Annotated in this window: 19 protein-coding genes, 1 tRNA gene and 1 pseudogene; 4 read left to right on the forward strand and 17 right to left on the reverse strand. The window is 66.8% G+C overall.

What is annotated here, in order from left to right:
• Window positions 1-95: 95 nt before the first annotated feature.
• The 4 genes from GGR46_RS24080 to GGR46_RS24095 all read left to right on the forward strand — a co-directional run bounded on the left by GGR46_RS24080 (window position 96) and on the right by GGR46_RS24095 (window position 4157).
• Window positions 96-2459 carry an EAL domain-containing protein gene (locus GGR46_RS24080; protein WP_184000622.1) on the forward strand — a complete coding sequence of 788 codons (2364 nt, stop codon included), beginning with the start codon at window positions 96-98 and terminating at the stop codon, window positions 2457-2459.
• 216 nt (window positions 2460-2675) lie between these two features.
• Complete coding sequence (locus GGR46_RS24085) at window positions 2676-3398, forward strand: hypothetical protein (RefSeq protein ID WP_184000623.1); 723 nt, start codon at window positions 2676-2678, stop codon at window positions 3396-3398.
• Window positions 3399-3408: 10 nt separating this feature from the next.
• Window positions 3409-3978, forward strand: coding sequence for an HdeD family acid-resistance protein (locus tag GGR46_RS24090; RefSeq protein WP_184000624.1), 570 nt, complete (start codon window positions 3409-3411; stop codon window positions 3976-3978).
• Between the two features lie 102 nt (window positions 3979-4080).
• A tRNA-Trp gene (locus GGR46_RS24095) sits at window positions 4081-4157 on the forward strand.
• 567 nt (window positions 4158-4724) lie between these two features.
• Here GGR46_RS24095 and GGR46_RS24100 read toward each other — a convergent pair.
• The 17 genes and pseudogenes from GGR46_RS24100 to GGR46_RS24180 form a co-directional block, all read right to left on the reverse strand.
• Window positions 4725-5696, reverse strand: a pseudogene (locus GGR46_RS24100) (recombinase family protein); the annotation flags it as partial.
• A gap of 96 nt (window positions 5697-5792) precedes the next feature.
• The gene (locus GGR46_RS24105; protein WP_184000625.1) at window positions 5793-6074 is read right to left on the reverse strand and encodes a hypothetical protein; all 282 of its coding nucleotides are present in this window, start codon (window positions 6072-6074) and stop codon (window positions 5793-5795) included.
• Between the two features lies 1 nt (window position 6075).
• On the reverse strand, window positions 6076-6303 hold the full coding sequence (locus GGR46_RS24110) for a DUF2274 domain-containing protein (protein WP_184000626.1): 228 nt from the start codon (window positions 6301-6303) through the stop codon (window positions 6076-6078).
• A complete protein-coding gene (locus tag GGR46_RS24115; protein WP_184000627.1) occupies window positions 6300-7505 on the reverse strand; it encodes a TraB/TrbI/VirB10 family type IV secretion system protein in 1206 nt (401 codons plus the stop codon). The genes GGR46_RS24110 and GGR46_RS24115 overlap by 4 nt, the downstream gene beginning before the upstream one ends.
• Window positions 7498-7677 carry a TrbG/VirB9 family P-type conjugative transfer protein gene (locus GGR46_RS25240; RefSeq protein WP_425506608.1) on the reverse strand — a complete coding sequence of 60 codons (180 nt, stop codon included), beginning with the start codon at window positions 7675-7677 and terminating at the stop codon, window positions 7498-7500. The genes GGR46_RS24115 and GGR46_RS25240 overlap by 8 nt, the downstream gene beginning before the upstream one ends.
• A 310-nt stretch (window positions 7678-7987) precedes the next feature.
• Window positions 7988-8749, reverse strand: a complete 762-nt coding sequence (gene trbF, locus GGR46_RS24125) for a conjugal transfer protein TrbF (protein WP_184000673.1) — start codon at window positions 8747-8749, stop codon at window positions 7988-7990.
• Window positions 8749-10059, reverse strand: coding sequence for a P-type conjugative transfer protein TrbL (gene trbL / locus GGR46_RS24130; RefSeq protein WP_184000628.1), 1311 nt, complete (start codon window positions 10057-10059; stop codon window positions 8749-8751). Before trbL ends, trbF begins: the two co-directional genes overlap by 1 nt.
• Before the next feature lie 102 nt (window positions 10060-10161).
• Window positions 10162-10875 carry a P-type conjugative transfer protein TrbJ gene (trbJ, locus tag GGR46_RS24135; protein WP_184000629.1) on the reverse strand — a complete coding sequence of 238 codons (714 nt, stop codon included), beginning with the start codon at window positions 10873-10875 and terminating at the stop codon, window positions 10162-10164.
• A gap of 5 nt (window positions 10876-10880) precedes the next feature.
• Complete coding sequence (gene trbE, locus GGR46_RS24140) at window positions 10881-13313, reverse strand: conjugal transfer protein TrbE (protein ID WP_184000630.1); 2433 nt, start codon at window positions 13311-13313, stop codon at window positions 10881-10883.
• Entirely contained in the window at window positions 13307-13579 is a 273-nt protein-coding gene (locus GGR46_RS24145; RefSeq protein ID WP_184000631.1) for a VirB3 family type IV secretion system protein, read from the reverse strand. Before GGR46_RS24145 ends, trbE begins: the two co-directional genes overlap by 7 nt.
• On the reverse strand, window positions 13576-13860 hold the full coding sequence (locus tag GGR46_RS24150) for a TrbC/VirB2 family type IV secretion system protein (protein WP_425506609.1): 285 nt from the start codon (window positions 13858-13860) through the stop codon (window positions 13576-13578). Before GGR46_RS24150 ends, GGR46_RS24145 begins: the two co-directional genes overlap by 4 nt.
• Before the next feature lie 31 nt (window positions 13861-13891).
• Window positions 13892-14890: a P-type conjugative transfer ATPase TrbB gene (trbB, locus tag GGR46_RS24155; RefSeq protein WP_184000674.1), complete on the reverse strand. Its 999-nt coding sequence runs from the start codon at window positions 14888-14890 to the stop codon at window positions 13892-13894.
• 2 nt (window positions 14891-14892) lie between these two features.
• On the reverse strand, window positions 14893-15285 hold the full coding sequence (locus GGR46_RS24160; protein ID WP_184000633.1) for a ribbon-helix-helix domain-containing protein: 393 nt from the start codon (window positions 15283-15285) through the stop codon (window positions 14893-14895).
• Between the two features lie 7 nt (window positions 15286-15292).
• Window positions 15293-17398 (reverse strand): conjugal transfer protein TraG, encoded by a 2106-nt coding sequence (locus GGR46_RS24165; RefSeq protein ID WP_184000634.1) that lies wholly within the window; start codon window positions 17396-17398, stop codon window positions 15293-15295.
• Between the two features lie 316 nt (window positions 17399-17714).
• Window positions 17715-17954 (reverse strand): hypothetical protein, encoded by a 240-nt coding sequence (locus GGR46_RS24170; RefSeq protein WP_184000635.1) that lies wholly within the window; start codon window positions 17952-17954, stop codon window positions 17715-17717.
• A 126-nt stretch (window positions 17955-18080) separates the two neighbouring features.
• Entirely contained in the window at window positions 18081-18302 is a 222-nt protein-coding gene (locus GGR46_RS24175; RefSeq protein WP_184000636.1) for a hypothetical protein, read from the reverse strand.
• 194 nt (window positions 18303-18496) lie between these two features.
• The gene (locus GGR46_RS24180) at window positions 18497-18856 is read right to left on the reverse strand and encodes a DUF1508 domain-containing protein (RefSeq protein ID WP_184000637.1); all 360 of its coding nucleotides are present in this window, start codon (window positions 18854-18856) and stop codon (window positions 18497-18499) included.
• Window positions 18857-19166: the final 310 nt, after the last annotated feature.

The following is a 19166-nucleotide window of genomic DNA, read 5'->3' on the forward strand; positions in this document are numbered from 1 at the left end:
TCCCCCAGAAATTCGATCCGCTATTCTAGATAAAATTCGGAAAGCGCTAAAGGACTCTAACCACTCGCTAACCAGCGCTGGGCTACACCCTCCGGGTGAACAGCCAGACGACATCCCAATTCGCCCGGCCGCGCATCGATGCGCGTGCGCTTCTGGGCCTGTACGACCCGGCGGACACCACCGACTGGGGGCCGATCCGCGCCGCCCAGCTCCACGCCGGCAGCCAGCTGGCGCTGTTCATGCTCGCCGCCAATGTGATCGGCGCCTCGCTCATCACCATGATCCTCTCGCCGCTGGTGCCGCTGTGGCAGCTGGCCAGCTGGAGCGCGATCGTCGCCGCCTCGGGCGCCGCAGTGGCCTTTCGCCGCCTTGCCAAGCGCCACCGGGAAGCGACCACCGCCACGCTGGGCGATGTGCGCGACACAGTGCTAGACGGCGTCGCGCTGGGCGCGGCCTGGTCGATCGCGCCGCTCGCATTCGGCCATCTGGTCGATGCCGATGCCGCACTCGGCATGTGGATCGTCCTGTCGCTGCTGATGACCGCGGGCGCCGTGGCGATGGCCGCGCTGCCGCTCGCCACCATCACCTTCATCTCGATCGTAGGTGCCGCGCTGGCCGTCACCCTGTCGCTGATCGCTTCGCCGATGCTCGCAGCGGCCTCCACCCTCTTCACCGTGCTGCTCGTCATGGCGACCTTCGCGCGGGGCAAGGCGCTCGTCGTGATCCGCGCCGGCGAGATCGCAATCGCCGAGCGAGACGAGACGCTCAGCCTGCTCCTGCGCGAAGGCGAGCGTAACGGGGAGGCCGACTGGCTGTGGGAAATCGACGCGCAGCGCCGCGTGGCGCGCGCCAATCCGCGCTTCTCCAAGTCGCTGGGCGTCGATCCCAAGGCGATCAACGGCATGCCCTTCCTCCAGGTGCTGGCCGGGCAGACCTGGGAAGACGGCAATTTCGCCGCCGGCCTGCGCGACCTCGCCGAGAGGCTGAAGACGCGCGAGCCGTTCCACGACCTTCTGCTCCCGGTGATCGTCCATGGCGAGGAGCGCTGGTGGGAGATGTCCGCCAGCCCGCGCTATGACGATGCCGGCATGTTCATCGGCTTCCGCGGCGTCGGCTCCGACGTGACCGAGGCGCGCAAGTCCGCCGACCAGATCAGCAAGATGGCGCGCTTCGACACGCTGACCGGCCTGCCCAACCGCCTGCTACTCAACGAGACGCTGGCGCGGGCGATGGGCGAGGCGGAGAAATGGGGCTCGCGCTGCGCCTTCATGATGATCGATCTCGATCGCTTCAAGGCGGTGAACGACACGCTGGGCCACCCGGTGGGCGACCGGCTGCTGATGCGCGTTTCCGAGCGGCTGAAGCAGCTGATGACCGAGAACGAGATGATCGGGCGCCTGGGCGGCGACGAATTCGCCGTGGTGGTGCGCGACGCGACCGACACGGCGGCGCTCGAGCGGCTGGCCCAAGCGATCATCGACACTGTCTCGCGCCCCTATGAGATCGACCAGAACACGCTGTTCATCGGCGCCTCGGTGGGTCTCGCCGTCGGCCCGCGCGACGGCCGCACCGCCGAGATGCTGATCCGTTCGGCCGACCTGGCCCTCTATCGCTCCAAGGATACCGGCGGCGGCGCCTTCCATTGCTATGAGCCGCAGCTCCACATGGCGGCCGAGGAACGCCGCGTGCTCGAGATCGCGCTGCGCAGCGCGGTCGAGAATGGCGAGATGCACCTCAACTACCAGCCGGTGGTGAGCGCCGCGACGGGCGGACTGATGGGCTTCGAGGCGCTGCTGCGCTGGACGCATCCCGAGTTCGGCGTGATCTCCCCCGCCAAGTTCGTGCCGCTGGCCGAGGATGCGCGGCTGATCCCGCAGATCGGAGAATGGGTGCTGCGCACCGCCTGCGCCGAGGCGGCGAAGTGGGACTCGAACGTGCGGGTGGCGGTGAACGTCAGCCCCGAGCAGCTCCACTCCCCGGCCTTCGCCACGATGGTCGCCCAGGCGCTCTCCCAATCGGGCCTGCCGGCCGAGCGGCTCGAGCTGGAAGTGACCGAAAGCGTGTTCATGCGCGAGGGCACCCAGGCGATCCATGTGCTGGAGCGGGTGCTCGAGCTGGGCGTGAAGCTGAGCCTGGACGATTTCGGCACCGGCTATTCCTCGCTCGGCTATCTGGCCCATACCCGGTTCAGCACGATCAAGATCGACCGCAGCTTCGTGCAGGGCGCGTCCAAGGGCACCAAGGAAGCGATCGCGATCATCCGCGCCGTGGTGGCGCTGGCCGACAGCCTGGGCATGGCGACCACGGCCGAGGGCGTCGAGACCGAGGAGGAGCACCTCATGGTCCAGCAGCTCGGCTGCACCAAGGTGCAGGGCTATTATTTCGGCCGCCCGCTGCCCGTGCAGGAAGCGCGCGCGCTGGCCATCCAGCCGCAACAGGGCGCCAGCGCCGCGGCCTGACCCCGCCCCTCCCTGTCCTTTCCGGAGCCCGTCGCGGACCGCCCGCGGCGGGCTTCGTCTTGTCGGCGTCCCCGGGAGGCCAGCCAAAGGTATGGCCAGCTCTTGGTATGATTTTCCGAGGACCGCCGCGCGACCAGATTGCCGCTGTCGCTTCCGCCCGGCCCTGCCCCTGGCCGTTCCGCGGAAGCGACAGCCACGCAATCAGGGAAGCCCGACATGACCTATCGTTCCGGATCTCGCCGTACCGCCGCACTGCTGCTGCTCGCCGGCACCGCCCTCGCCCTCTCCGCCTGCGCCGACACGCTCCGCCCGGCAGCGGACGCGATCCCCGCGGCCGGCGGCGGCGCCACCGCCAGTGCCGCCGACGTCAGCATCGTCACCATGACGCCCGACTTTCCCGGAATCGTCGACATCGAGAGCGCGGTGACGCCGATGAAGGTGCGGATCACCAACAATGGCAGCACCCCGGTGCGTATCCGCTATGCCGACTTCAAGCTCGCCGATCCGAGCGGCGGCACCTATGCCGCACTGCCGCTCTACAAGATCGACAGCACCGTCACGACCAGCCTGCCGCTGTCGGGCTATGCGCCGATCGGCCGCCCGGGCTTCTTCTACAACCGCTTCCGCGTCGCGCCCTATTATGCCGGCCTCTATCCGGGCATGCGCTGGTATCGCGGCGGCTTCGGCTATGCCGGCCCCTATGGCTGGGACTATTATGACCGCGCCTTCGGCCAGGCCGAGGTCCAGCTGCCTACCGATGCGATGCGCAAGAACGTGCTTCCGGAAGGCGTGCTCGATCCGGGCGGTTCGCTCGAGGGCTGGCTCTATTTCCAGCACGTCTCGCCCTCGGTGAAGCATGTCAGCTTCGACGCGACGATCACCTCCGAGCGCGGCGCGGCACTGGGCGACCTCGCCATCCCCTATGACTTCAAGAACTGAGGAGGCGGCGATGACCAGCTTCGAAACGCTGCGCTGGCGCAGCCGGACCTGGGCCTGGCAGGCACTGCTCGGCGCATTGCTGATCACGCTGGGCGTGCTCGCGATATTCTACCCCTTCGCGAGCAGCTTCACCCTGGGCGTGTATCTCGCCTGGGCGCTGATCGCCTCGGGCGTGTTCGGCATCCTGACCGCGCTGCGCACCATGCGGATGCGCGGGCACGGGCTCGATGCGATCCTCGGCGTCCTCTCGGTCGCCGCCGGGTTCGTCGTGCTGGTGCACCCCTTTGCGGGTGCGCTGGCAGCGCTCTGGGCGATCGGCGTCTGGCTGGCGCTGAGTGGTGCGGCGAAGCTGTTCACCGGCCGCCAGGTGCGCCACGAGCGCGCCGCCCTGTTCGCCACCGGCGTGCTCGACCTGCTGCTGGCCATGCTGTTCTTCCTGGGCTTCGCCGCGGGAGACCTGTTCCTGGTGGCGACGCTGGCCGGGGTGAGCCTGATGGTGGGCGGCATCGCCACGATCGCCTTTGCCTGGCGGCTGCGCGACGTCGCCCGGCACCTGGCGCATCGCCCGGTCCATGCCTGAACCGATGGGGGCGCCGGCCGGCCCGGCGCCCTCAATCGGCAAATTTCCGTTCGCAGCACCCTTGCCCAGTCGGATATGCCACGCTAAACGCACCGTCCGCACAGGGGCGTAGCTCAGCTGGTTAGAGCGTCGGTCTCCAAAACCGAAGGCCCTCGGTTCGAATCCGAGCGCCCCTGCCACTTCGCATTTTTGGCTTTTTTGCCGCGTCCGCCCTTTTCGGCGGCGCCTTCGTGCGGTGTATTTTCCACAAGGATATCAAAGGGCTTACGGTACTCCGCCGAAAGCTTTCGATCCCGAAACGAACAGTTCGAAAGTACCACCGAAAGCACGTGTTTTTTGGCCGCTAAATCGGCCTCGAGGAACCGACGCTTCGAATCCTGCGCAACCGACAGCAATGCGATTCCATCGTCGAAGTAGCTCAGATCGGCCTCATGCCGCCGCTCGAGTTCCTTGGCGACCTTGCGCTCCTGATCCCGGAACTGCGCCGTGAGCGCCGCATAAATCTCGTCCTCGATGCGGCCATCGAGATTGTCCATGTAGACCTGCCCGAGACGCTCGCGAAGGCGCTCCCGCTCCCTGGTGAGCCGCGCCACCGCCGTGTCGTGATCGGTACGCACTTCCGTGAAGCTCTCCCGGAGCGCGTTCCGCAACCACTGGAACATCTCCGGCGAAAGCGACACGCGATCGAGCATGTCGCCGATCTGCTCGAGCAATACCTCCTCGCGCACATAGGGCTCCGGGCACTTCCCCTTAGCGTGGCTGCAGCGATAGTAGATGTATTTCTCCTTCTTGATGTCGCCGACCAACGCGCAGCCGCAATGGCCGCAGCTGATCATGCCGGTGAACAGGAAGTCCTTCTCGATGCCCCGAACGCGAGCGGTATGGCGCCCGTCAAGGACGCCTTGGACTCGCTCCCAGGTCTCGATCGACACCAAGGGCTCATGGGAGCCCTGATAACGCTTGCCGATCCACTCGAACTCGCCGGTGTAGATGCGCGAGCGCAGGATCTTATGGACGCTGCTCGTGCTGATCGGCTTGGCGCTGCCCCGGAAAGTCATTCCATCCGCCCGCGCACGGGCAGCGGCTTGTTTCAGCGAATACATCCCGGTCGAGTACCACTCGAAGAGCCGGGTCACGCGCGGGCCCGTGTCGGGCTCGACCTCGATCACCCGCTTGCCGTTCGAGCCGAGGACATTGCGATAGCCCGTTGGCGCTACGGACGGCCAGATCCCCTGCTCCGCCTTCTCCAGCATCCCCTTGCGGACCTCTTCGGAGAGATTGTCGATATAGTTCTTGGCCATCAGCACCTTGATGCCGTGCAGGAACTTCTCCGAGGAGCGCGAGTCGGGCGCGAGAACGATGTTCTCCTTCACGAAATGGATGCTGAGATCGAGATCGTCGATCGTCACCCAGTCGCGAAGGTTGCGGTAAAGGCGGTCGGTCTTCTCGACCAAGACCGTGTCCGTCGCCGGATGGCTCCTGAGATACGCGATCATCTCGCCGAAGTAGGTCCGCCCGCTCGCCTTGGCGGTCTCGATGTCGATATACTCGCGGACGATCCGATAGCCTTGCTCCTCGGCATAGGCTTTGAGGAGCTTGATCTGTGACTCAACCGAGAAGCCTTCGCGCTCCTGCTCCTTCGAGGACACGCGCGCGTAGAGCACGGCGCGCTTGGACTTCTGCACCGGTTGCCGGCGGTTCGATTTCATTCGCTTCATGGACGCATACTCGCTGACATGATCGCCAGCCGCACACGCGTGAGGGCACCGCTGGCCGCCCCCCAGTCTGGCCGCGAAGCCGCAAATGGCAAGAGGTCAAGGGCGAGACTTATCCGGTTTGGAGATGGTTTCGGCGCGGGGACGGACGATCCCGTCAAGGCCCATCAACGCCCCCGCGAAAATGGTCATGTTCTCGATGATCTCATGGGCGTCGAGCTCGCTGAGCGGCTTCGGGTAATAGGGCTGCCATACCTTGATCGTCTGCTCGATGAGCGTCCGCGAATAGCGCCTGCGGACGCCAGGACCGCGCCCACCGGCGGGATTCTCGATCGGGCCGGGATCCGTCCAATGCCGAGGCGTCTCCTTCCTTCGTGCCATGTCAGCTGGCCGTCGCGGGTGCCCGCCTCCGCTTCGCGAACTCCCGATCGCTGTCGAGGAATGCGCTGAGCATCGCCGGCACAAGTTCGGCCACCGGCTCTTCGCGCCCATAGGCCTCGGCATAGAGCGCGGCATATTCGGAGAGAGCCAAGTGCAGATCAGGCGAGATCGAAACCGCCAGCTTGACCGGCGTACGATCAGGCAGCTTGGCGAGGCGCAAGCCGGTCACGGCCTTGTTCCCGTCCAGGCCGGCAGCAGCAGATCCTTGTGCAGGATGACGCGCAGCGGCCAACCCGGCCGCACGCGGATGGTCGGCTGGACGTCGAGCGCGCGCTCCACCAGCCTGTCGCCGGCGCGCGCACCGCCTTGTTGAGCGGACTCGCGGATCGCACGAACCAGATCACTTTCGTCGTTGCCGAGCGAAAGCTGCGTGCCGACCCCAAGAAGCGTCGAGAGGCCGACGCCCTTCAAGAGCTGCCAGCTATGCAGGTCGAGCTTGTCGGCGAGCCCAGCATAGCCCTGCGTGTCGGTCGCGGGCAGATTGTCGACGCTGATCGAACTTCCGTCCGGCATCAGAATCCGCTGCCAGACGACCAGCGCCCGGGTCTGACCAAACGCGACCACGGAGTCGTAGCGGCCGAGAAGTCTCGCGCCCTGCGGGATCAGCAACGTCCTGCCCGTCGGGCTGTCGAAAACGGGCTGGCTCACTTGCGCGATGACGAAACCCGGCAGGTCCGAATTGAGGCCGGTGATGAGGCTGGCTGCGATTACACTGCCCGCGCTCAGCACCGTGGACGCCGCCGCCGGCTGGAGGCGGCCGGGATCGACGACCTCGTCGCCCGCCCTCCGTTCGAGAAAGGCGAGCTTTCCGCCTTGGCCGGCGGGAGCGCTCCCCGGCGACGCAGGTACCGGCGCCGCGGCCGGTGCCATCGGGTCGGGTCCGGCCTGAACATGGTTCGTCGCGACCATCACCCCGGCTTCGCGCGCCGCCTTGCGCTCGGCCGCCACGCGCTGCCGTTCGGCTTCGATGGCCTGCGCCGCCTGCGCGGCGTCCTGATCGATCGGCGCCATAGGCTCGGCGAGGCTGCGCTGATGGTCGAGGATCGGCTTGCCAAGGTCTCCCGGCAGCTGCGGCCCGAGCTTGGGTATATCGCCATAGCCCTTGGGCACCTTGCCGAGCGCGTCTTCCGCGCTTCCCGGCTGCGGGTCCGCGCTGGCCTCGGTCGGAGCGCTGGGAGCAAGATGGATCGGCTTGAGGCCAAGCCAGGCGATGCCGGCGACCGCGGTCGAGCCAAGCAGTGCGGCTCCGACGATCACGCCACGCCGGAACCGCACCACCGGCCGCGGTCGCGCCCGCAGCACCAAAGTCTCAGGATCGGCCTTTGGAGCGGGTGCTGCCACAGCCTCAGCTTCCGGGGCGGCTTCAGTCATGGCGCCCTCCGCGGTGCTTGCGCCCGTCGTCACGCGTGATCCACACCACCTGCTGCTTCTTGCCGCCGAGCCGGAGCTCGGCCGCGGCGAAAAGCCGGTCGACGATGTAGAAGCGCCCGGCGATGCGGTAATTGACGAGTTGGGCCGCGCCGTCCGGACCAATCACGAACAAGGGCGGCGCCTCGTCCTGGGCGATGCCGACGGGGAATTCGACAAAGGTCTGGTGGCCCCGAGATAGCCGGCGGCGGCCGGTTCGCGGGTCGCCGCGCGATTGGCCTCGGCGACACGACCCGCCGCCTTGGGTAGCCGATAGGGCCGCCGTGGCTCGACGGGCAGGGCCGCGGACGGCGGTGCGGCGACCTGGGCGGGCGGCGTGACGCCCGAGGACGGCGCCGATACCGGCGCGGGAGTGGGCGCCGGGACGGTCTGGGCGTGGAGAGTGCCGGCAAGCAGCAGGCCGGGCATGGGCAGAAAATGGCGGATCATTGTACGGACTCCGTCTTGGGTTCGGGGATCGGGGTGGCCACCGGAGCAGGTGCGGTGGGCGCAGGCGGTGCCGGGGCCTCGAACTCGCGGCTCCAGTCGACCGCATCGACATAGAGGCCGAGCGGATTGCGCCGGAGCACGTCAGCACTCTTGGGCGGCCGGAGGCGCACCGTCAGGATCGCGGTCCAGCGCGTCGTGCCCGCGAGATTGCCACGCGCGAATGCGCTCTCCGTCCACTTCAGCTGGAAGGAACTGGGCGAGGCGCGCACGACGCTGGTCACCTGAACCGATACCGACTTGTCGCCGACCTGAGCGAACGGATTGGCCGCGCGGGCATATTCGCTCAGCTGGACGTTGCCCCGCTCGGTCACGAAGTCATAGGCCTGGAGCCAGTTCTGCCGCATCAGCACCGGGTCGAGCGACACCGAGCGCACGTCGAGGATGAACCGGCTGAGGAACCATGCGATTTGGGGATCGGTCGGCGTGTAGGCGGTGTCGGCCGGCGATACCGCCTGGGCCTGACCGAGCTGATCGACCGCGACGACATAGGGTACGACGCGGCTCTGCATCGACTGCCAGATCAGGCCAGCGGACAAGCCGCCGATCACCACCAGCTCGCCAAGCGCCGTCAGCCGCCAGCTATGCGCCTGAACCCGCGCCGAGCCGATCCGCTCGTCCCAAAGCTGTCCCGCGCGCTGATAGCGCGTTTCGGGCTCGGGGGTGGTGCCAAAGCGCTGGATGCTCCTTCGGAACTGCATCATTCGTCCCTTTCCTTGATGTCGGGGGTGGCGGAGGCGCCGCCGCGATCGCCCTCCTTGAGCGTCTGCAGCGCGGCCTGACGGTGATGGCGGGCGGTCTGCTGCGCGCGCAGGTCGCGCGCCCAGCCGGGCATCGCGCCACCCTGCCCGTCGGAAGCCGGCGGCGACCCGCCGCTCCCGCCTCCGGTGTTGCCGGCAGTCCAGGCGGCGTTGCCGCCGCGCTCGGCGGCTCGGCCGAGACCCAGCGCCGCGCCCGCACGCTGGCGCATCGCCCCGGCAGCGGCCGTCACGACCCCCGACATGCCAGCACTCACGGAGCTGGAACCCGAAGTCTCCTGGCCGAGCTTATAGGCGGTCGAGGCAGCGCTCCCCATCGAGGTGCCCGCGCGGATGGCGCCCAGCCCTGCGCCGCCCGCCATCCGGGCGGCACCGGCCACGGCGCCGCCGCCAAGCATCGCGCCGCCGGCCACCGCCGCAGCAGTGCCGATCGCGGCGCCGGCGCCGAGCTGGGGCGCGCCAGCGACCAAGCCGGACGCGACGGACGGTCCGAAGATGCCCAAGCCAAGCAAGGTCATGCTCGCCAACACGAGGCTCATCGCCTGGCCGAGATCGGGCTCGGTACCCTTCACGGCTTCGGCGAACTCGGTGAAGAAGCCCGAGCTGATGCCGATGATGACGGCGAGCACCATGATCTTGATGCCCGAACTGACCACCGATCCAAGCGTGCGCTCGGCGAGGAAGCTGGTGCGATTCCACAATGCGAACGGCACCAGGATGAAGCCTGCGAGCGTGGTCAGCTTGAACTCGAGGATCGTGATGAAGACCTGCACCGCCAGCACGAAGAACGCGATGATCGTGATCGCCCAGGCAATCAGCAGCACCATGATCGTCATGAAGTTGCTGAAGAAGCTTGTGAAGCCGAGCAGGTCCTTGGCCTGGTCAAGCAACGGCCATGCCGCCGCGAAACCGGTACCCGCGAGCCGTCCGGGCTGCAGCAATTGGTCCGCGGTCATCGTTCCCCCGGCGGCGGTCAAGCCGGCTTGAGTGAAGGAGCGAAAGATGATGTCGGCGAGACGCGAGAAATTGTTCAGGATGAAGGCGAAGGCGCCGACATAAAGGATCTTCTTGAGCAGCTTGCCGAGAACGTCGGTCTCGCCGCCCATCGCCCAGAACAGGCCGGCCAGCGTGATATCGATCGCGATCAGCGTACTGGTGAGGAAACCGATGTCGGGACCGAGCAGCCCGAAGCCGTGATCGATATAGCGGATGAAGTCCGCCAGGAACCGGTCGATGACATTAAGGTCGTTCATCGCGTCACATCCTCAAAGGGTGCCGCAGGGCGCTTGCGGGGCGCGCGCATCGCGCCCTGCGGCGCTCGGCGTCGGGGGGGGCACCGTCGCCGAGCAATGCGGTCAGCGCGGCGTGTAGGCCGTGCCCGAGCCGAGGAACTTGGTGGTCGTCGCGTGCGCGTCGAGCTCGGCCTGGGCGCGTCGCGCAGCATCGGTCGCCTCGGCGCGGAACTGGGCCGCGAGCAGCTGCTGGATCTGCAGCTGCTGCTTGGCGGCGAGCGCGAGTAGCTGATTGGTCGCCTGTGCGGCCTGCAGCCCACCGACCGCGTCCTGGCTCCTCTCCGAGATCTTGCCGAGCGTGGCGACGTCGGCCTCGACATTTTCGGCGATGTCGGCCTGGACCTTCATCGTGTGGCGGAAACCCGCCATCGCCGTGTCGAGCCGCGCCTTGGCCTGCGCCGCGATTGCGTTGGCTCCAGCCCGCGCGTCGAAGTCGGGAAAGAGCTTGCCGAACTGCTGGTCGACCTGACCGACCCGAAAGGCGACACCCTGTGCCTGCTGGATCAGCTGGCCGATCTCCTTCATCCGCGCGGTCAGCTCGGCAAGGTCCGGAAAGTCGGTCCGCGCCAGGGCGAGCGCCTGGTTGCGCAGCATCTGCGCCTCGTTCTGGAGCTGCTGGATCTGCTGGTCGATGATCTTCAGCGTGCGCGCCGCATTGGCGAAGGAATCGACATCGACGATCGCGATCTGGGCCTGGGCGGACGCGGGCACGACCATCGCAGCGACGCTGACGGGAAGCGCGGCACGGAGGAGCAAGGCAAAGGCAAAGCGGGACATGATGGTCACTCCTGGGGCAGGATGCTGGCGGTGCCGGCGAGGATCTCGGCTGCCCAATCCAGGCCGGCGGATTGGAGAAAACGGGCAGCGAAGTCTAAGCCGAGACCGGACGCCAACGCGGCATCGATCCGCTTCTGGCTGTCGGGATCGGAGGCGCCGCAGAGCGCCAGGGCGAGCGGCCCGAGGCCAAGCTCGAACAGCCGGTTGCCGCGCGCGGATTGCAGGTAATAGTGCCGCTTGGGCGTGGCGCGGCTGATCAGCTCGATCTGGCGGTCGTTGAGCCCGAAGCGCTGATAGGTCTCGCGCAGCTGCGGTTCGACCGCGCGGTCATTGGCGAGCAGGATCCGCTGTGGGCAGCTCTCGAGCACCGCCGGGGCGATCGACGAGCCGGCGATATCGGCCAGGCTCTGCGTCGCGAAGACCACCGCGACATTCTTCTTGCGCAGAACCTTCAGCCATTCGCGGATACGCGCGGCGAAAAGCGGATGGTCGAGGAAGATCCAGGCCTCGTCGAGCACCAGCAAGGTCGGCCTCCCGGTGAAGCGCGCTTCCAGACGATGGAAGAGATAGTGGAGCACCGGCGCGACCACGCTCGGCTGGCCCATCAGCGCCTCGGTCTCGAAGCATTGCAGATCGGCGAGCGCGAGATCATCCTCGGCGGCATCGAGCAGCCGGCCATAGGGCCCTTCGAGCGTATAGGGCGCGAGCGCCACCCGGAGCGCCGCCGACTGGAGCAGCAGCGTCAGGCCGGTCAGGGTGCGCTGTTCGACCGGCGCGGTGGCGAGGCTTTGCAGCGCGGACCAGATCATGTCCTTGATCTCGGGCGTGGGCGCGACGCCTTCGTGCGCGATCAGCGCGGCGATCCAGTCGCTCGCCCAGACGCGATCGGCGGCGCGATCGATGCGCCGCAGGGGCTGGAAGGCAAGGTTGTCGCCGACACCATCGAGCCCCAGCGCGTGATGGCCGCCGCCACAAGCCAGCACCGCGGCACGCGCCGATAGGCCCTTGTCGAAGATATAGACCTGCGCACCTGGGTAGCGTCGGAACTGCAAGGCGAGCAGCGATAGCAGCACCGACTTGCCAGCCCCCGTCGGCCCCACCACGAGCATATGGCCGACATCGCCGATATGGGTGGATAGCCGGAACGGCGTAGCACCGCTGGTCTCGGCATATAGAAGCGGCGGCCCGTCCAGGTGCGTATTGCGCTCGGGTCCCGCCCAGACGCTCGACAACGGCATCAGATGCGCGAGGTTCAGCGTATGGACCAGTGGCTGGCGGACATTGGCATAGGCATGGCCGGGCAGCGAGGAGAGCCAGGCTTCGACCGCGTTGACGCCTTCGCGACGAATGGTGAAGCCGAGCCCGTTGACGATACGCTCGACCGCGCGAACCTTGGCCTCGACCGCGGCACGATCGCGATCCATCACCGTCAAGGTCGCGGTCAGATAGCCAAAAGCGACATGGTCCTGGCCGAGCGCCTGCAGCGCCGCGTCGCTGTCGGCGGCCTTGTTGTCGGCATCGCTGTCGGTGAGCTGGGCAGGCTGATTATACATCACTTCGCGCAGCATCGCCGTCACCGACTTGCGCTTGTTGAACCATTGCCGACGAATGCGGGTCAGCGCCTTGGTCGCCTCGGTCTTGTCGAGCGCGATGAAGCGCGTGACCCAGCGATAGGCGAAGTCCTGGTGATTGAGCGCGTCGAGCAGCCCCGGGCGGCTGAGGCCGGGAAAGCCGGCTATGGTCAGCGTACGAACATGGCTGCCGCCCAACATCGGCTCGAGCCCGCCGGTAAGCTCAGTATCGACGAGTAGTCCGTCGAGATAGAGCGGGGTTTCGGGCACCGCGACCGGATGGCTCCGCTCGGAGATGGCGCGGTGGAGATAGGTCAACGTCTCGCCGTCCTCCAAAGCGCGCATCTCGGGGAACAGGCCGGACAGGAGATCCTGGATACGATCGGTCTCGCCGACGAACTGTACCAGCGCCTCGTGCCAGTCGCGCCCCTTCCCCTCCCCGCGATCGAGCACCGCCCGGCCTGCCGCGTCGGTGCGATCCGCCTCGGGCAGATATTGGAGGGTCAGATGGTAGCGGCTCTCGAAATGGGCGCGGCCGCCTTCGAAGCCGGCGCGGCGTTCGGCATCGACCAGGGCCGAGACGGGATCGGGAAAGTCGCCCTTGGGATAGCCCAGCGCCTCGCGGCGCTCGGCCTCGACATAGAGCGCCCAGCCCGAGCCCAGGCGGCGCAACACATTGTTGGTCCTGGCGGAGATGCCGATCAGCTCGGCCTCGGTCGCGCTTTCGAGGTCGGGCCCGCGAAAGGCGAAGCTGCGCTGGAAGCTGCCATCCTTGTTGAGGATCACGCCCGGTGCGACCAGCGCTGCCCAGGGCAGATGATCGGCCAACCGGTCGGCATGGCGCCGATATTCGCGCAGATTCAGCATGTGAGGCGTCCCTTCTGGCGCAGGTGCCGGAGCAGGATGGGGAGGAAGTCGGGGTCGCGGCGCGCGGCGAACACAGCGAGGCTATGGCCGAGCAGGAAGAGCGCGACGCCGGCCAGCCATTGCTGGAGCCCGAGGCCTACCGCTGCCGCCAGCGTGCCGTTGATGATCGCCAGGCCGCGCGGCGCGCCGCCCAGCAGGATCGGCTCGGTCAGCGAACGGAAGATCGGGACCTCGAACCCCTCGATAGGCTGGCCGGCGGCGTTCACGACAGCAGGGCCCCGCCGCCGAAGCTGAAGAAGCTGAGGAAGAAGCTCGACGCCGCGAAAGCGATCGACAGGCCGAAGACGATCTGGATGAGGCGGCGGAAGCCGCCCGCCGTCTCACCGAACGCCAGGGTCAGGCCGGTGGTGATGATGATGATCACCGCGACGATCTTGGCGACTGGCCCCTGGACCGATTCGAGCACCTGCTGGAGCGGCTCTTCCCAGGGCATGCCGGCGCCCGACGCCTGCGCGACACCCGCCGCCAGCATCGCCGCCGCGACCATCGCGGCCCCCGGCACGCGCGCAGATTTCATGCTATTGATTTTCATTAGGACACTCCTTCGCTTGGGTGAACGGGGCAAAATCGCGGATCGCGTAGTTGCCTTGCGCGTCGATCCCGGCGAGCGCGGCGATGGTCTCGATGCGGCGCGCGGCACCGCGGCCGGCGATGAACACGACCAGGTCGATCGCCTCGGCGATCAGCCGACGGGGCACGGTGACGACCGCTTCCTGGACGAGCTGCTCGAGCCGGAAGAGCGCAGCCGAAGCGCTATTGGCATGAACGGTGGCAATCCCGCCGGGATGCCCGGTGTTCCAGGCCTTGAGCATGTCGAGCGCCTCGGGTCCGCGCACCTCGCCGACGATTATGCGGTCGGGTCGCAGGCGCAGCGTCGAGCGCACGAGATCGGCCATGGTCACGACGCCCGGCCGAGTGCGCAGCGCCACCATGTCGGGCGCCGGGCATTGCAGCTCACGCGTGTCCTCGATCAGGATGACGCGTTCGTCCAGGCGGGCCATCTCGGCGAGCAGTGCGTTGGCAAGGGTGGTCTTGCCCGAGCTGGTGCCGCCGGCCACCAGGATGTTGCGGCGCTCGCGGACCCCGAGCGCCAGCAACGCTGCGCCCTCGTCCGACAATATGCCGTCACGGACATAGTCGGCGAGCGTGTAGAGCCGGGTCGCAGGCTTGCGGATCGAGAAGCAGGGCCCGAGCGTCACCGGCGGGAGCAGGCCTTCGAAGCGCTCCCCACCCCCGCTCTCATGCGGCGGCAGCTCGGCCGAGACGATCGGCGCATCGTCATGCGCCTCGGTGCGGGCATGGGTCGCGACCAGCCGAATGATCCGCTCGACCTGTTCTGGCTCGACACGAACCTCCGTGTCGACCCGCCCCTCCCCGAGCAGATCGAGTCTGAGCGTCCCGTCGGGATTGACCATGACCTCCAGCACGCGGCTGTCTTCGAGCGCCGCGGCGATCCCCGGCCCCATCGCGGTGTGCAGCATCGCTCGGCGGCGATCGGCGGATTCGGCGCCGATCATGCTCATTGCTCGCCCTCCGGATCGAGCGTGCGCTTGCCCTCGGCGACGAGCCGGCCGACCTGGCCAACAAAGGCGTGGAAGCGGTCGCGGCCCAGGGCGCGGCCCACCTTGTCGTCCTCCCCCAAAGGCGGCGTGACGTTGAGGAAATAGCGCACCAGCAGCGCGAAGGATTCGAGCAGCACCTGTCCATCACGCTCGATCCGCGCGAGCTGGTTGCTGATCCGGTCGAGGCGGACCTTGAGCAGGTCGTCGACCTCGCGGGCGCCCTGGCGCAGGAAATAGGCGCTGAGCGCGGCACTGACGATCGCCGACTTCGATCCGCCCGGCTTCCGCGCGAGCGCCTCGAGCTGCTCGGTGAGCGCCTCGTCGAGATAGAGATGGTGGCGCGGTTTCATCGCCGGTTCAGAAGCTCGGCACGAGGTCGTCATCGCGACCCTGGCCTTCGTTGAGGGCATGCGCCCGGGTGACTGCGTCCAGACCGCGCACGCGATCCATGGCGCGCTGGTCGACAGCGCCGTCTTCCTCTTCCTCGCCCAGCCCGAGCGGGTCGCCGGTACCGGCAGGCTCGCGTGCGACCGGAGCCTCCACGGCAAGGCCGGGATGCCGCTCCTGCTGGACACCGCCTTCGTCCGCGGCGGCGGCAGCTTCGGCTGCGCCCGAATTGTTCGCTTCCGTCGCGCCCTCGGCATCGGCATCGGAATTCCCGGCCTCGGCCGCACCCTGGGCGTCAGCCAGCAAGCGGATGTCGGTCATGCGCGCAACGGTGCCCCAGTCGTCGGGTCGCGGCGCCGGACGGTCGCCGTGGCCGGTGTCGGCAAGCGGGGGCGGCGGGCAGATCCGCGCGCTGAAGGCAGGGTCCTCGAAATAGCGCAGCTTGTTGGCGCGGATCGGGGCGAGCCCCGAGACCAGGACGAGCTCGTCGCCGGCGGGCAGCTGCATCACCTCGCCGGGAGTCAGCAGCGGCCGGGCGGTCTCCTGGCGGCTGACCATGACATGGGCGAGCCAGGGTGCGAGACGGTGCCCGGCATAGTTGCGCATCGCACGCTGCTCGGTCGCGGTGCCGAGCGCGTCGGATATCCGCTTGGCAGTCCGCTCGTCATTGGTCGCGAACGCCACGCGGACATGGCAATTGTCGAGGATGGCGTTGTTCTCGCCATACGCCTTGGAGATCTGGTTGAGCGACTGGGCGATCAGATAGGCGCGGATGCCGTAGCCGGCCATGAAGGCGAGCGCGGTCTCGAAGAAGTCCAATCGGCCCAGCGCCGGAAACTCGTCGAGCATCATCAGGAGCTGGTGCCGGCGGCCGCCGCGATCGGCGTCGAGCCGCTCGGTAAGCCGCCGCCCGATCTGGTTGAGGATGAGACGGACCAGTGGCTTGGTCCGCGAGATGTCGGACGGCGGGATGGCCAGATAGAGCGATACCGGGTGCGCCGCCTCGACCAGGTCGGCGATCCGCCAGTCGCAGGTCGAGGTCGCCAGCGCGACGGTCGGATCGCGGTAGAGCCCCAGGAATGACATGGCGGTGGACAGCACGCCCGAGCGTTCGTTGTCCGATTTGTTGAGCAGTTCACGCGCGGCGGATGCAACCACCGGATGGACGCGCGGCGCATCCGCGGTGCCGAGATGGTTGGTCGCCATCATCCGCTTCAGCGTGTCGACGAAGGAGCGCTGCGGATCTGACAGGAAGGTCGCGACCCGAGCGAGCGTCTTTTCCTCCTCGGCGTAGAGGATATGAAGGATCGCGCCGACCAGCAGCGAATGGCTGGTTTTTTCCCAGTGCGAGCGCCGCTCGAGCGCCCCTTCTGGATCGACCAAAATGTCGGCGATATTCTGAACGTCGCGGACCTCATGGTCACCGCGACGGACCTCGAGCAGCGGATTGTAGCGCGCCGAACGCGCGTCGGTGGGGTTGAACAACAGGCAGTGCGAGAAGCGCGACCGCCAGCCCGCGGTCAGCTGCCAGTTCTCGCCCTTGATGTCGTGGACCACCGTCGAGCCTGTCCAGCTGAGCAGGGTCGGCACGACGAGCCCCACGCCCTTGCCCGAGCGCGTCGGCGCGAACGCCATGACATGCTCCGGACCGTCATGGCGCAGATAGCGCCCGCGCAGCCGCCCGAGGAACACGCCGGCATCGCCGCGCAATCCGGCTGCTTCAACCTCCCGCGGCGTCGCCCAGCGCGCCGAACCATAGGTGGTGACGTTCTTCGCATGCCGCGATCGCCACAGCGATCCCGCGACCGCCGCGGCGCAGCCGAAAAAGCCGCTCGCGCCGGCAAGCATCCCCGCCTTGTCGAAGACATGCGGGGCATAGGCGTCATAGTGAAACCACCAGCCGAACAGCGCCCAAGGCTTGTAGAACCGATAGTCATCGAGGCTGAACCAGGCCGGGCCGAGCTGAGGCTGATAGCCCAGCATCGCCGCGGCCCACTGCGTCGCCGCCCAGACGCCCAGCATCATGATCGCGAACACGATCAGGATCTGGCCGATAAGGAGCTTGGTCGGAGTCATGGAGTCCTCACACGGCGACGCGAAGGCGCGCGGCCGGTGAGCCAACACTGAGCCGGTCGATCAGAATCTCTTACGGCCTTTAGGAGCGCCCTCGCCCGCCCTCGCCCGACGGAGCGATTTATCGACTAGGGGCCGACTGAAATTGGGCCGTTTGCTGCCTGACCGCTCCTGGAAGCCAGTCCGCAATAGCTGCCATTAGGGAGAGGGCCAGCCGAACGACCATTAGCGTCGGACTTCAGAAGCTTCTCACAATCCTTCTCAGATCAGAAAGCTAACACTTGCGGAGACAGAAAGTCATTAGACCCGAACGGCTGAACTATTTGCGATTCCCGCCACCTTCATTTTCCCAATCGTCAAGCGCCTTGCGCAGTTGATCGTCGCGCGTTTCAGGGCGGATCTTGCGCCAGGTTTGCTCCAGCGGAACAACCACCGTGTCCAGCAATCCGCGATAGGCCTTTGCCATACCTTCATGGGCGATCCGGGAAGTGGGCTCTGCCGCAGCTTTAGCTGCCGCCAAAGATTGCTTCAGCCGCCTCGCATAATATTCCATACTCATCGTGCACACTCCCGTGAAACGGAGCACGATGATCTCAAGTCAAGGTTGCCCGGCGAGTCGCCCTTTATGTGCGCAACATATCACAATTATCATACCTAATAATATCAAATGATGCATAGGGCTGGACTAAATGTCTCGGCGCGACGCCCAAGGGGCACGCTTAACCGCCCCGCTGAGGATGCGCGAACCATAGGCTTGCGCCATAGTGGCTGCATCTTTGGCATTCATGAATACGACGTGCGTTCCTCGCGGCAGCAACGGTTCGATCGAACTGATGACGGCGGCATGTTTGGCCGACATCGCCGTTACATCGGCAACGGTGGCGTCAATGTTCAACGCGCGGGACATGGGAGATTCCTTTCAAGCTGCTTGGCTGTATCTGCCTTACCCCACGGCGAAAGCAGAGTTGGTCTCCGGCCCGTGTCGGCCGCGCGAAACAGGAAGCCGCCAGAACGATGAACGGAACCGAGTTGTCTTCATGGTGGCGTGGGAGCGGATGCACAGGTCTGAGATCCCAAGCGCCCCGGCATGGCCGCGTCAAATCAGCGACATCCCAGACTGGCACCTTTTCCGCTCAGGATCGTAGCGGAGCCGGCGCCGGTGCGAAGAGCCACTACGGCGGCGGCGCATTCCTGCTCACTCGTATAGCCGGCACTGGTCGCTAGCAGCGCGCCGGATCCAGAGCGGAATTGCCACCGCCAGTCGCCGCCCGACAACAGGATGGAAGTGAGGCGCACCTCATCGGCACGATAGATTTCGAAATAGCATTGTCCGTCCGCCTCCGGGCGGCCGCTATCGTTTGCGGCGGAGACGCTGAGAAGTGCTTCCGAAACATCTGCAGGCAGGTCAGTGACCGCGGCATGGGGCCGCTTCAGTTCGCAGAATATGGAATTGGTCGACACATGATTTCTCCCGTGGGCAAGCGGGAGCAATTGAATTTCTCTCGGGCGTCGCGCGCTTGCGAAGCGGATGAGTCGACGATCCGCGCTTTGTACATGCATTCGCCTTGCCTGGCCATGATGCGTGCCGGAATACTTGCCGGCAGCATGAGGAGCGGTCGCGGGCTAGGGCTTTTCCGTCAGAATGTTAGCCACAGTATCGGCATCCATTGGTAATCCGGCCGCAGCCCCCATATCAGGATTATCGCGCCACCTGCCACGAGCCCGGCCGCGACCGAGAGATGCTTCGCGCTCCCGCTCAGTGACGGAGACA

It is taken from the genome of Sphingomonas kyeonggiensis, from assembly GCF_014196745.1.
In the GTDB taxonomy this organism is placed as follows: Bacteria; Pseudomonadota; Alphaproteobacteria; order Sphingomonadales; family Sphingomonadaceae; genus Sphingomonas; species Sphingomonas kyeonggiensis.

Bases quoted from the DNA above. Each gene is read 5' to 3' on its own strand.
- GGR46_RS24085 (WP_184000623.1), top strand. From the start codon at position 2,676: ATGACCTATCGTTCCGGATCTCGCCGTACCGCCGCACTGCTGCTGCTC.
- trbJ (WP_184000629.1), bottom strand. From the start codon at position 10,875: ATGTCCCGCTTTGCCTTTGCCTTGCTCCTCCGTGCCGCGCTTCCCGTC.
- trbB (WP_184000674.1), bottom strand. From the start codon at position 14,890: ATGATCGGCGCCGAATCCGCCGATCGCCGCCGAGCGATGCTGCACACC.
- GGR46_RS24175 (WP_184000636.1), bottom strand. From the start codon at position 18,302: ATGTCCCGCGCGTTGAACATTGACGCCACCGTTGCCGATGTAACGGCG.
- GGR46_RS24160 (WP_184000633.1), bottom strand. From the start codon at position 15,285: ATGAAACCGCGCCACCATCTCTATCTCGACGAGGCGCTCACCGAGCAG.
- GGR46_RS24165 (WP_184000634.1), bottom strand. From the start codon at position 17,398: ATGACTCCGACCAAGCTCCTTATCGGCCAGATCCTGATCGTGTTCGCG.
- GGR46_RS24115 (WP_184000627.1), bottom strand. From the start codon at position 7,505: ATGACTGAAGCCGCCCCGGAAGCTGAGGCTGTGGCAGCACCCGCTCCA.
- trbL (WP_184000628.1), bottom strand. From the start codon at position 10,059: ATGAACGACCTTAATGTCATCGACCGGTTCCTGGCGGACTTCATCCGC.
- GGR46_RS24150 (WP_425506609.1), bottom strand. From the start codon at position 13,860: ATGGTCGCGGCGGCGATGCTGGCGGCGGGTGTCGCGCAGGCGTCGGGC.
- trbE (WP_184000630.1), bottom strand. From the start codon at position 13,313: ATGCTGAATCTGCGCGAATATCGGCGCCATGCCGACCGGTTGGCCGAT.
- trbF (WP_184000673.1), bottom strand. From the start codon at position 8,749: ATGCAGTTCCGAAGGAGCATCCAGCGCTTTGGCACCACCCCCGAGCCC.
- GGR46_RS24090 (WP_184000624.1), top strand. From the start codon at position 3,409: ATGACCAGCTTCGAAACGCTGCGCTGGCGCAGCCGGACCTGGGCCTGG.
- GGR46_RS24105 (WP_184000625.1), bottom strand. From the start codon at position 6,074: ATGGCACGAAGGAAGGAGACGCCTCGGCATTGGACGGATCCCGGCCCG.
- GGR46_RS24170 (WP_184000635.1), bottom strand. From the start codon at position 17,954: ATGAGTATGGAATATTATGCGAGGCGGCTGAAGCAATCTTTGGCGGCA.